Raw genomic sequence first — 12,487 nt, 5'->3', positions numbered from 1 at the left:
GAAAGAAACTTTTCGAGAAGACTATGATTCGACGTTCCTGTACTTCCCTGTTGGGCTGCCTGTTCAGCCCGCTCCTGCTCGCCGATGAAACAGCCCTGGTGCTCAAGCAGCAGATCGTTTCTGCGCCCTCGGTGGAGTCCACCACTGTTGCCGATATGGCTCAGTACGGCAGCAAGGTGGAGATCGTCACCCGCGAACAGATCGAACGCGCCGGCCCCAGCGCCGATGTCTCGCGGGTCATGCAAATGTTTATCCCCGGCCTTTACGTCGCGCCGAAAAACGGTCCGTTCGACTACGGCACCTATTCCCTGCTGGGCGGGCGCAACGACGATACGTTGATCCTGCTGGACGGTGTGCGCCTGAATAATCGCCTGTATGGCGGCCTGTACCTGGATACCCTGCCAGCCAACGCCATCGAACGCATTGAAGTACTCAAGGGTGGGCAGAGCCTGTTGTTCGGCACCCAGGCGGTGTCCGGCGTGATCAATATCGTCACCCGCAGCCCACAGTCACGCGAGGTTTCCGGTGAGGTGAACCTGGGCGTGGATACGTTCGGCGGAACCACCGGCGATGCACGGGCAGAGAAGATTTTCAACAATGGCTTCGGCGACCTGGGCTTGCTGGCCTATGTCAGCCGTAATGTCTCCGAGGGTTACCAGCCGTTTCGCAACCGTGATATGAAAAACGTCACCGACAAGAAGCGCTCCTACGAAGTCAGCACCTTCGGCGGCAAGGCCATTCAGTCTTTCAGCGATGACTCACGGCTGGAGCTGTTCTACCAATACGCCGATGCCAACCTGGATTTCGCCGGTGCCACAAACAACCACAAAACTACCAACGACCGAGTGCAACAAATCGCCACGGCGACCTTCGAGCAAAGCCTCAGCGAGCGGTTGAGCTACTTCATCAAGGGCCATATCAACGACTGGGATACGCGCTACACCAGGATCCTCAACACCGAAGGCGGTGGCACCACGGTCAAAAATCACAACGACTATTGGGGCTTCACCGACTGGGGCATACAAGCCGAAGGCAAGGCGCTGTTGCCGGGTGATCATGTGCTGGTATTTGGCTCCGACAACCAGTGGTTCAAGGGCCAGGACGATGTACTGATCATCGACAACAACAAAGCCCAGGCCCACGCGCTGTACACCCAGCTGCGACCGAAAATCGACGCCCTGCCCGACTGGCATCCCAGCATCGGCATCCGCCACGAAGCCATGAGCGGCGGCGACAGTGCCACGGTCGGCATGCTCACTTCGCTCTACGACCTCAACGATAACTGGGCATTGCGCGGCCAGTACGGCACCGCCTACAAACTGCCGAACGCCGAGCAATTGTTCGTCAACGAACCGGGCGACGAGAGGGGCAACCGCAACCTGAAACCGGAGAAAAGTCGCAACGCCGAGTTGGGTGTCGACTACAAAGGCAACCTGTTCAACCGCGACTTCAGCGCCAGCCTGACCGTGTTCAAACGCAAGATCACCGACCTGATTACCCTGGACGGCGAACAGTGGGTCAACGGCCAGGGCCAGATCCAGATGCGCGGCTTCGAAGCCGACGCCAGGCTGGCGCTCAACGATCAATGGAGCCTTCAGGCGGACATGACCCGCAACCTCACCGAGTCCCGCGCGGGTGTGACCCTCAACGATATCCCGAGTTTCTTTGCGCGCTCGCGGGTCGGCTACGAATCGGTAGACCGGATGTGGGGCGCGGGCAGCGCCATCCGTTATATCCGCGATGTCATCAGTTCGAAAAAGGTCGAATACGGCCACTACTCAGTGGTGGACGCCGACGCCTATCGCTATCTCGACAATGCCCACCAGCACCGCGTAAGCCTGCTGGTGGAGAATCTGTTCGACCGAGACTACGTCACCAGTCGCTCCGCCAACGTCGACAACCTCGGCCGGCCCTTCACCTCCGAGGTGCGTTATACGTATCGCTTCTGATGAATAAGCCCGTGCAAAACGACACTGTAGAAACCCACCCGGACTGGTCGCACGTCCCCGACCACGCCCGCCACGTGTTCCTGTGCACCGGCCCGCGCTGTACCCAGCGTGGCGCTTTGCAGTTGTGGAAGGCGCTGCGCCGCCAGTTGCTCGAGCACGCATGCATCGAAACCCCGAGGGGCGTGCTGCTGACCCGCACCCACTGCCAGTTCCCCTGCAACCTGGGGCCGATTGTGACGGTCTATCCAGACACCTGCTGGTACGGCGTGCGCACGAAAGCAGACGTGCAACGGCTGGTAGACGTGCACCTGGTGGGTGGTGAAGTCGTCGACGACCTGTTGATCAAGGCCCGCTCATGAGAAAGCGTTGGCTACTCTTGAGTACCCTGCTCTGGACAGCCCCAGTGTTGGCCGACAGTTACCGCAATTGCGGCCAGGCCTGGCCCCTTGGCCACTCGCCGCCCTCACGTATTGTGGCCCTGAACCAGCATGCCGCCGACCTGCTGTTGGCCCTGGATGCCGGCCCGGCGCTGGTGGGTGTGGCGTACCTGGACGACGACGGCATCGCCCAGCGCCAAAGTACGTATTTCGGCGTGCCCGTGATTGCCCCCCGGTATCCCTCCAGCGAAGTGCTGTACGCGCAAAAGCCAGACTTTGTGGTCGGCGGTTTCGCCACGGCGTTCGGCAATAGCGTCACGTCCCGAACCGGGCTGGCCGGCAACGGTGTTGGCTCGTATCTGCTGGAGTCAGCCTGTGACGGCCATTCCCTGGATTACTTCAATCACATCCGCAACGACCTGTTCACCCTCGGCACCCTGGTGCATAAACAGCAGCTGGCCCAAGACCTGAGCGATGCCATGGACGCCGACCTGGCCAGCGCCCAAGCGCTGATCGGCCCGGGTAAACCGCTCTCGGTGTTCTACCTGGACAGTGAAGTCAACGGCCTGGACAGCGAGGGCCAGCGCGGTTTTGTCACCGCCTTGCTCGCGGCTGCGGGCGCCCGCAACCTGTTCGCCGGGATCAATCAATACCGGGTGACGGTGAGCAGGGAAACCCTGTTGATGAGCGACCCGGACGTGATCCTGCTGGCCGACGCCGTATGGTCCCCGGCCCGGCGCAAGCGCCAGTTACTGACTCAGGATCCGGTACTGTCACAGCTGCGGGCGGTGAGGGAAAACCGCATGATCGATATCCCTTTTACCCACCTGGTGCCAACGATGGGCAGTGGACGTGTGGTATTAGGCCTGGCACAAAAATTCAAGGAATTCTCGCGCCTTCCGTAGCCGCTGGCGGGATCGCACCAAACCGGGATTAATGGGCCCGGCTGCGGGACAACTCCCTCAGCCACGGCAGTACCCGTAAGCCGGTCACCGGCGATGACGGGTCGATGATGTCCATGAAATGCTCAAGGTTGATGCTGTCCGGCGCTCCCGGCAATCGCATAACGAGCGAAGATGCCGCCACGGCGTCCGTACCCCGCGCCTGATCCTCGTAGACCAATACATGGTGTTGTTGCTGGAAGACTGCGATTTCGTCATCCCCCCTGGCCATGCCCGCGTTGAAAATCAGCACGTCGAATGGCTCGGCCGGTAGGGCCGTGAGTATCAGCACTTCTTCGAAGGTCTGCACCGGAACAATGCGGAAGTAGCCCAGTTGGTTGAGCATTTTTTCAATGTACAGCCGTGGTAGATGCTGTTCATCGGCGATCAGGATGGTCAGTGCTTTGTTTGGCATGGTGAACCCCTGAGCATGCATCGCTCATTGAAGAAAAGAGCGGCCCATTCTCCAGACATAATCCGAAGACAAAATCAGCCTTGTTCCACCTTGACGTAGGAGTTCTCCCAAATACCTCAAACGGCTGCAAACAATGCGACAGGCCAGTCAACGCTGATTGCAATAAGCGGTCAGGGTGTGATGCAAAAGACCGATAGCTTCGTCCATACGCTCTAATGCCGGCGCCAGGGCATCACGGTCCTGTCGTTCACATACGCCTTCCAATATTTCACAACAGCTGATCAGTGCCTGGGCCTTGACCATACGGGCCCCACCCTTGGTTCTATGGGCCAGGTCATGTGACCTGGCAAAGTCGCTCTTACCGCGTAGCGCTGCCAATTGCTCAAGGTCTGCCTCAAGGCTGTCGAGCAACGGCGCCAGTAGCTCTTTAATCGCTTCAACATCACCACCGGTCAGCTTCTTCAGATGGCTCAAATCAATGTCCGGGGCCACCTCGGGCACGAGCACCTCGGCTACAGAGGGACTGGCCGTACGCGAAACCAATGCCGCATGCAGGTCTTCAAGCCCGGTGGGTTTGAACAGGCAACTGTCCATCCCGGCCTGCCGGCACCGCTCCGTTTCCTCTGGCTGGGCGTTGGCCGTAAATCCCAGCAACAGACACGCCGCTCGCCCGCTTTGCTGCTCTTGCGCGCGGATTTCCCGGGCCAGCTCGTAACCGTCCATAAGCGGCATATTGCAATCGGTGATGACCACATCAAAAGACGCTGCATGCCAACGGGCAAGCCCCTGGACGCCATCCTCGGCAGTACTGATCCGGTGCCCCAGAAAACTCAATTGCCGGGACAGCAATATTCGGTTGGCCAGATAGTCGTCCACCACCAGGATGTTCAACACATGAGCCGGCGGCGTTTCCAACTCCACAGGCGCCGTGGACGCTGGAGCGGCTGTCGCAATCGCCAGGGGCAGCCTGACATCAACCCGGGTGCCTTGGCCGACCACACTGTCCAGTTGCAATTGCCCGCCCATCATCTGGCACAAGCTGCGACTGATCACCAGCCCCAGGCCGGAACCACTGCGTGCCGATTGTTCAGTATTACGCCCCTGGATAAAGGGGTGAAACAGACGAGCCTGGTCCTCAGTGCCGATACCAATGCCCGTGTCTTCGACACTCAGGGTCAGGGTCAGATAGCCCTGGTCAACAGCCGGTGTCGCGTCAGCAGTGAGGTGCACCTCGCCGGTGTCCGTGAACTTGATGGCATTGCTCAACAGGTTGGAAACCACTTGTTTGAAGCGCAAAGGATCAATCAGCACATGACGATCAATCTGCGGGGCGATGTCCACCCGCAGTGACAAGCCCTTGGCCCGGGCCAGCCCCTCGAAAATCCGACTCACGGACTCCAGCAGCTCCCGCAGGTTTGAAGTCTCCAAGGTCAACGACAGATGACCGGATTCGATACGAGCGATATCAAGAATATCGCCGATCAACTCCAGCATCCCCCGTGATGCATCGGAGGCCACTTCCAGCGCATCACGGTCGACCCGGCCCTGTTCGGCGTTTTTCAGGGCCAATTCAATCATGCCGATCACCGCGTTCATGGGCGTGCGGATTTCATGACTCATGGTCGCCAGAAAGGTCGTCTTGGCGCGGTTAGCGGCATCGGCGCCTTCCTTGGCCTCTTGCAATTGGCCCAGTAACTGCTGCCGTTCACTGACATCCACCCAGCCGCCGATCATACCCACCACTTTTTCATCACCGTCACGGTACGGCAGCATCCAGTGGTAGATGGTGAGGGTTGCGCCACCGGGCACCTTGAGCAGGCGATCACGTATCTGCGGCTCACCTCTTTCCATCAGCCGCAGGAAATCAGCATGGAACAACCGAGCCTGATAGCGATTACCGGGATCGACTTCGATCACCGTTGTGCCGATCACCTCTTCGAGCGTGTAACCGAAGACATCGAGATAAGCGTTGTTGCACGCCATTAACCTTCCCATGCGATCACGGACATAAATCGGATGGGGCGTCCCGTCGATCAGTACGCTCATAAAACGCATCTGATCACTCAAGGCACGTTCGGCCTGGGCTCGCCTACGGATCTGGTGACGTAGATAAATGGCCCAGCCGAGGGTCACCATCAATAGCAGTCCGGACAAAGCGAAGCCCTGGATAATCGTACTCCGGTGACGCCGCCAATAACTGTCTTCAAGCACCACCTCACTGCGCCAGCGATTGGTCAACTCATCCATCTCCTCCGGTGAGATGCTCAGCAGGGCCTTGTCCAGGATCGAATACAGCTCCAGGGCCCCACGTCCGACACCAAAGGAAATACCCGCCGGCTCCGTACCCACCGTACTGGTGATCCGCAACCGGTCCCGATACTCGCGAGAGATAATGTAACGCGCACTGATCAACGGATTGACGGCGGCGTCCACAGCACCGCTGGCAACCAGCGCCATCGCGTGGGCCGCATTCTGTGCAGGGACTTGTTGAATAGAGGGGGCATGATCGGTGATGTAGTCAGCCAACTGGTTGCCACGAATCAATGCCAGGCGCTTGCCAGCCATATCATCCAGCGTATTCGGACTGTTGTGGGTATTACGGCTGATCAGCACATAAGGGCTGGTCAGGTAAGGACGGGTAAAGCGCAGTCGTCCTTCGCGCTCCATGCTGGGGGTGATGGCAGCCACAAGGTCCGCCTTGCCTGTCGCCACCGCCTGAATCAAGTCATCCACCGACTCCATTTGCTGGACATCAAACTTCAGGCCGGTGCGCAAACTGATCCTGGCCAGTACATCGGCGCTGATGCCGCTGAAGCGACCTTCGTCATCAAAAAATGACAAGGGCAAAAAATGTTCGTTGACCACCACTTTCAACTGGCGATGGGTCTGGAGCCAGTGCTGTTCAGCCTTGCTGAAGTGCAGTGATTGAGTAGCGACCATACTGACTCCACCCGCACTCCAACGCCGCAAAATGGCAGCTTTTTCGCTTTCCGGAACGGAGGCCAGCGCACTGTTGACGATACGCAACAACGAGCGATTACCTGCCGCCACGGCAAAGCCAAAGCTGTTGACCTCCATTTCAGAGAAGTCAACCATCTTCACGTTGTTCAGATAGTTCTTGTTGATCAGATAGTTGGCGCTGAATGAGTCCCCCAGGTAGACGTCCGCTTGGCCAAAGGCCACTGCGCCCAGCGCACTGAGTGTCGAAGGATAAAGTTGCACGTCCGCCTTGGGATAAAACGCCCGCACCTGCTCGGGCGGCAGATAGTGATAGAGCATCGCTACCCGTTTTCCGGCCAAGTCAGGTGTCACCGTATGAGGGCCGAGATTACGATCAGCCAACACTGGTTGATCCTGAGCATAAGGCCGGGTCATGGTCAGCTCCGGGTCCGCCGCCTCAAAACCGTTGGCAGTCCCCACCAGATCGACCTCGCCGTTCTTCAAGGCTTGCAGCAGCCTGGTACGAGAGTCATAGCAACGAACCACAATCTCAACGTGCAACAACTGCCCCACCAGGGCGGCATAATCGGCGGTGAGTCCCTCCAGTTCAAGGCCATGGCGGCCCTCTACGGTAATGTCAAACGGCGCATAATCAGGCGAGGAAATGCCCAATTGCAAATGGCCCTTCTCTCTTAACCAGCGCCAATCGCCCTCGGCCAGCTTGACCTGATAGTCCTCGACACGGGAGCGTCCCTGAAGCGTCAACTCCGTGGGCTCGGCCAAGGCTGTTGTGCACGCGCAGCATAGGACGGCCGCCCAGGCCACACTGTGCAGCCACCCGCGTTGCAATACGCTCATGTCAAATCAGATGATTACGCTGGGCGAATTTGGACAAATGCACCACCGACGACATCTTCAACTTCTCCTTCAATCGGGTTTTATAGGTGCTGATGGTCTTGTGGCTGAGCAGCATATCTTCGGAAATTTCCTTGTTACCCAAGCCCAGGGCGAGCTTCTGCAAGACCGTCAGCTCGCGATCCGAGAGCTCAGCCACCATCTCCAGCTCAGTGGACTGCAAATCATCCCGGCGTACAGAACTGGTGGGCAGGCTGGGGAAACAACTGTAGTTGGACATGACTGCCTTGATGGCTTTTTGCAGCTCATCCAACTCACCGGTCTTGGCAACAAACCCCATCGCGCCGGCACGCATGCAGCGCGCGGAAAAGAACACCGCCAGGTACGAGGTCAGCACCAGGATCCTGCACGGCAGGCCCAAGGCCTTCACCCGACTGATCACCTCCAACCCACCCAACTTCGGCATGGCCAGATCGAGGATGATCAGGTCCGGTCGTTCTTCCCTGGCAATCTGCATGGCGTCAGCCCCGTTGCCTGCCTCAAAAATCTTGTCAAAGCCTTCCTGCCTCAGCAAATACCTGACAGTTGCCCGAATAAACGGATGATCGTCCACTATTAACGCTTTACTCATGCGACTCCCTTGGAAAGACACCACACCTCATTGATTCCCTCACTGGCAGCTTGATGAACTCATCAAAGCGCCAATACCCTTACATTGCGCACTGAACTTGGCTACCTGTGAGAAATAACAGTTCCGACGAACGGCGCTGCATACTTCCAGTTCGTTGCTGGCTAGTCGCAAGGGCGCAACATTAGCAATGGAAGCACTATTCATATGAAGGGGAACTCCTACGCACATGTAGGATTTATCCTCATAAGAAGCATAGTAAAAATCATCGAAGGAGGCCGGCCATGCCGTCCTTTCTCCCTGCGAAGGACGGCCACCGGGCATGCGGACAAGAAGCGTGGATTACTCGGTAGTACTCGGGCTCCAGAAAGCCTGCACCACCAGGGTCGATGTGGAGATACGCGAGACCAGGGCGTCCAGTTCGTCGCCGTCCACCGACGTCACCGCCAGGGTGGCCTCGATTTCCACTTCCTCACTGCCGAAGGGGCGCACGTCGACATCACTGGCCGGATAGTTGCAACGCGCCAGCTCCGCTTCCAGCAAGGCCAGCACGGCCTTTTGCTGAGTACGGCGCGCGATCACGTAGAGGATGTTCGTCACCTCGGCCGACACCACGTCCAGTGGCTGACGGTTGATGTTGTTGACAATCGGTCGCAACAAGGTATTGGCCGCCAGGATAAACAGTGTCCCCAGCAGCGCTTCCAGGATCAGGTCGGCACCGGCGCAGGCGCCCACAGCCGCCGAAGCCCACAGGGTGGCCGCCGTGTTCAGGCCGCGCACATTGCCCTCCTCGCGCATGATGACGCCAGCCCCGAGAAAACCGATGCCCGAAACCACATACGCGACCACTCTCACCGCCCCTTCCGCCCCGCCCAGACGGTTGGCCATGTCGACGAAAATCGCCGCCCCCACCGCCACCAACACGTTGGTGCGCAAACCGGCGGTGCGCTGGCGGTACTGCCGTTCAAACCCGATCAACCCGCCGAGGATGAAGGCCGCACTGAGACTGACCAGGGTGTCGACCAGGGAATTGAGGTTGATGTTGTTGATTGCTTGCATGAAAAACGCTCCTTTTCACTGCCTGTCCATGTGAACACTGGCGAACGCAGGGGCTGGCAAACCAGCCCCCAAGCCGTTATTGCCAGCCAAACTTACGGATATAGAAACCTTTCACCGCCTGAGTCAGCGCCATATACGCCAGCAGGATCACCGGCAGGAACACGAAATACAGCGATGGCAGCGCCTGCAATTTGAAGTAATGCGCCAACGGTCCCATTGGCAGGAAAATCCCCACCGCCATGATCACGCCGGTCATCACCATCAACGGCATTGCCGCTCGGCTCTGCAGGAACGGGATTTTCGGGGTGCGGATCATGTGCACGATCAGCGTCTGGGTCAGCAGTCCCACCACGAACCACCCCGACTGGAACAGGGTTTGATGGTCCGGCGTGTTGGCGTCGAAGACATACCACATCAAGGCGAACGTGGTGATGTCAAAGATCGAACTGATGGGCCCGAAGAACAGCATGAAGCGTCCCACGTCCCCCGGCTGCCAGCGTTGTGGCTTGCTCAGCATCTCCTCGTCGACGTTGTCGAACGGAATGGCGATCTGCGAAATGTCATACAACAGGTTCTGCACCAGCAGGTGCATCGGCAGCATCGGCAGGAACGGGATAAAAGCACTGGCTACCAGTACCGAGAACACGTTGCCGAAGTTGGAACTGGCGGTCATCTTGATGTACTTGAGCATGTTCGCGAAGGTGCGACGGCCTTCCAGCACACCTTCCTCGAGGATCATCAGGCTCTTTTCCAGCAGGATGATGTCGGCCGCTTCCTTGGCGATGTCCACTGCACTGTCCACCGAAATACCGATGTCCGCAGTGCGCAGGGCCGGCGCATCGTTGATGCCGTCGCCCATGAACCCCACCACATGACCATTGGCCTTGAGCAGGCGCACGATGCGCTCCTTGTGGGACGGCGTCAGCTTGGCAAACACGTTGGTGGTTTCCACCGCCTTGGCCAGTTGCGTGTCGCTCATGCGCTCGATGTCGTTGCCCATCAGCAGGCCTTGCTGCTCCAGGCCGACTTCGCGGCAGATCTTCGCCGTCACCAATTCGTTGTCACCCGTGAGGACTTTCACCGCCACGCCATGAGCCTTAAGGGCCTTGAGCGCGGGAGCAGTGCTTTCTTTCGGTGGATCGAGGAACGCTACATAACCGATCAGCGTCAGGTCGCGCTCATCGGCCAGGCTATAGGTATCGCGCCCGCCCGCCATGGGTTGCGCCGCGACCGCGACCACCCGCAGGCCTTCTTCGTTGAACGCTGCCGTCACCTGGCGAATCCGTGCCAACAACTCATCCGTCAACGGCTCGTTGATATCACCGTGGCGCACGTTGTTGCACACCGCGAGGATTTCTTCCACGGCGCCCTTGCAGATCAACAGGTGCGGTTGGCCCTGCTCGGCCACCACCACCGACATGCGCCGCCGGTTGAAGTCGAACGGGATCTCGTCGATTTTCTGAAACGCCGTACCGACTTTCAACTCGCGGTGCACTTCAACGTGTTCCAGCACCGCCACGTCCAGCAGGTTCTTCAGGCCGGTCTGGTAGTAGCTGTTGAGGTAAGCCATTTCCAGCACGTCATCGGACTCTTCGCCCCACACGTCCACATGGCGTGCGAGGAAGATCTTGTCCTGGGTCAGGGTGCCGGTCTTGTCGGTGCACAGCACGTCCATGGCACCGAAGTTCTGGATCGCGTCCAGCCGCTTGACGATGACCTTTTTGCGCGACAGGAACACCGCGCCCTTGGCCAAGGTCGAGGTGACGATCATCGGCAGCATTTCCGGGGTCAGGCCCACAGCAATCGACAGCGCAAACAGCAGGGCCTCAGTCCAGTCGCCCTTGGTGAAACCGTTGATGAACAACACCAGCGGCGCCATCACGAACATGAAGCGGATCAACAACCAGCTGACCTTGTTGACGCCGTGCTGGAACGAGGTTGTTGCCCGGTCCGTCGCAGTGACCCGCTGCGCCAGGGCGCCGAAATAGGTGCTGTTACCGGTGGCCAGAACCACTGCCGTGGCCGCGCCGGACACCACATTGGTGCCCATGAACAGGATGTTGTCCAGGTCCAGGGGGTTGAGGGTTTTGGCGTCCTGCTGCTGGGCGAACTTCTCCACCGGCATGGATTCACCGGTCATCGCCGCCTGACTGACGAACAAATCCTTGGCGCTGAGTACGCGGCAATCGGCCGGGATCATGTCCCCGGCCGACAGCACGATCAGGTCACCCGGTACCAACTGCTTGATCGGCAACTCGATACGCTGCACCCCTTCGGCCGCCAGCGCCGCAGCACCGAGGAAACGGCCCAAGCCATGCGCCGGCTCATTGCCCATGTCCCGCCGCAATACGGTGGCGGTGTTGCTGACCATGGCCTTGAGGGCATCAGCGGCCTTGTTCGACTTGGCCTCCTGCCAGAACCGCAGCAAGGTCGACAACACCACCATGGAAAAAATCACCGTGGCGGCCTTCATGTCGTCGGTCAGCCAGGAGATCAACGCCAGCAAGGTCAGCAGCAAGTTGAACGGGTTTTTGTAGCAGTGCCACAGGTGCACCCACCACGGTAGCGGCTGCTCGTGCTCGACTTCGTTGAGACCGTACTGGACCCGCAGTGCATCGGCTTCCTGGACGCGCAAGCCATCGACATGGCTGCCCAGGCGAACCAGCAGCGGCGCGGCCTCGCTATTGGCGGCCGTCACCAGGGTTTGTGCCAGGGTCGGCGGCACGTCACGGCTGACACTCGCGTCGGTCAGCGATTCAAACAGGGCCAGGCGCCGGAAGTGCCGGGCGATATGCCGGGTCCGCAGGAAGCCGGCGAAGAACTCTTTCAACAGAGTAAGTTTCATGGTGTAACTCCTGCGCGAGGAAACCTTCGGGCAGGTACGACCGTCCTGGGGCCGTGGCCGGGTCACGGGCACGACAGGATAGGCCCGCCTGTCGCAAACGACAGGCGCGTCCGTAGTACCGCGATGTGAGGCATCACGTACTGTTCAGCGTCGATGAGAGGACTTCGGGACACGGGCCAGGACTGGCCGTGACGGGATGCCGCTTCTCGCTTTTTCGGCGAGACAACGGCACAGGAAAATGCGCGTTATCTTGCCAAGTATGTGCCGGTTACCGAGACCGGCCGACGACTGTCACTCGAACAAGTACCCACTGAGGGTCTCCGCTATTGATGAAAACGCGGGAAGCTTACGCCCCGATGCGGGGAGAGTAAACCGTAGGAAAGTTTCTGCAGGGGGAATAGGAAGATTCTTCAGGGAGGGTTCAGGTTGTTGGGTTGGGTTGGGGGACATATCCGTTGCTGCGGTAATGGCGGCTATT

General features: G+C 59.1%; 8 protein-coding genes. 3 read left to right on the top strand and 5 right to left on the bottom strand.

Annotated features, from left to right (window positions below; all coding sequences use genetic code 11):
• Positions 1–23: 23 nt before the first annotated feature.
• The 3 genes from GNF76_RS25590 to GNF76_RS25580 are packed head-to-tail and all read left to right on the top strand — an operon-like array spanning position 24 to position 3,231.
• On the top strand, positions 24–1,949 hold the full coding sequence (locus GNF76_RS25590; protein ID WP_155585860.1) for a TonB-dependent receptor plug domain-containing protein: 1,926 nt from the start codon (positions 24–26) through the stop codon (positions 1,947–1,949).
• An 11-nt stretch (positions 1,950–1,960) separates the two neighbouring features.
• Positions 1,961–2,308 carry a (2Fe-2S) ferredoxin domain-containing protein gene (locus tag GNF76_RS25585; RefSeq protein ID WP_379652600.1) on the top strand — a complete coding sequence of 116 codons (348 nt, stop codon included), beginning with the start codon at positions 1,961–1,963 and terminating at the stop codon, positions 2,306–2,308.
• Complete coding sequence (locus tag GNF76_RS25580; RefSeq protein ID WP_155585858.1) at positions 2,305–3,231, top strand: ABC transporter substrate-binding protein; 927 nt, start codon at positions 2,305–2,307, stop codon at positions 3,229–3,231. Before GNF76_RS25585 ends, GNF76_RS25580 begins: the two co-directional genes overlap by 4 nt.
• A gap of 28 nt (positions 3,232–3,259) precedes the next feature.
• Here GNF76_RS25580 and GNF76_RS25575 read toward each other — a convergent pair whose 3' ends face one another.
• The 5 genes from GNF76_RS25575 to mgtA form a co-directional block, all read right to left on the bottom strand.
• Positions 3,260–3,682: an ANTAR domain-containing protein gene (locus GNF76_RS25575; protein ID WP_155585857.1), complete on the bottom strand. Its 423-nt coding sequence runs from the start codon at positions 3,680–3,682 to the stop codon at positions 3,260–3,262.
• Between the two features lie 147 nt (positions 3,683–3,829).
• Entirely contained in the window at positions 3,830–7,480 is a 3,651-nt protein-coding gene (locus GNF76_RS25570) for a transporter substrate-binding domain-containing protein (protein ID WP_155585856.1), read from the bottom strand.
• Between the two features lies 1 nt (position 7,481).
• Positions 7,482–8,108: a response regulator transcription factor gene (locus GNF76_RS25565; RefSeq protein WP_155585855.1), complete on the bottom strand. Its 627-nt coding sequence runs from the start codon at positions 8,106–8,108 to the stop codon at positions 7,482–7,484.
• 339 nt (positions 8,109–8,447) lie between these two features.
• Positions 8,448–9,164, bottom strand: a complete 717-nt coding sequence (locus GNF76_RS25560) for an MgtC/SapB family protein (protein WP_155585854.1) — start codon at positions 9,162–9,164, stop codon at positions 8,448–8,450.
• A gap of 76 nt (positions 9,165–9,240) precedes the next feature.
• Positions 9,241–12,009, bottom strand: coding sequence for a magnesium-translocating P-type ATPase (mgtA, locus tag GNF76_RS25555; protein ID WP_155585853.1), 2,769 nt, complete (start codon positions 12,007–12,009; stop codon positions 9,241–9,243).
• Positions 12,010–12,487: the final 478 nt, after the last annotated feature.

Source organism: Pseudomonas spelaei, assembly GCF_009724245.1.
In the GTDB taxonomy this organism is placed as follows: Bacteria; Pseudomonadota; Gammaproteobacteria; order Pseudomonadales; family Pseudomonadaceae; genus Aquipseudomonas; species Aquipseudomonas spelaei.
Note: the sequence above shows the minus strand (reverse complement) of the source record. Positions and strands in the feature narration are given on the sequence as shown.

Bases quoted from the DNA above. Each gene is read 5' to 3' on its own strand.
- GNF76_RS25580 (WP_155585858.1), top strand. From the start codon at position 2,305: ATGAGAAAGCGTTGGCTACTCTTGAGTACCCTGCTCTGGACAGCCCCA.
- GNF76_RS25590 (WP_155585860.1), top strand. From the start codon at position 24: ATGATTCGACGTTCCTGTACTTCCCTGTTGGGCTGCCTGTTCAGCCCG.
- GNF76_RS25565 (WP_155585855.1), bottom strand. From the start codon at position 8,108: ATGAGTAAAGCGTTAATAGTGGACGATCATCCGTTTATTCGGGCAACT.
- GNF76_RS25570 (WP_155585856.1), bottom strand. From the start codon at position 7,480: ATGAGCGTATTGCAACGCGGGTGGCTGCACAGTGTGGCCTGGGCGGCC.
- mgtA (WP_155585853.1), bottom strand. From the start codon at position 12,009: ATGAAACTTACTCTGTTGAAAGAGTTCTTCGCCGGCTTCCTGCGGACC.
- GNF76_RS25575 (WP_155585857.1), bottom strand. From the start codon at position 3,682: ATGCCAAACAAAGCACTGACCATCCTGATCGCCGATGAACAGCATCTA.
- GNF76_RS25560 (WP_155585854.1), bottom strand. From the start codon at position 9,164: ATGCAAGCAATCAACAACATCAACCTCAATTCCCTGGTCGACACCCTG.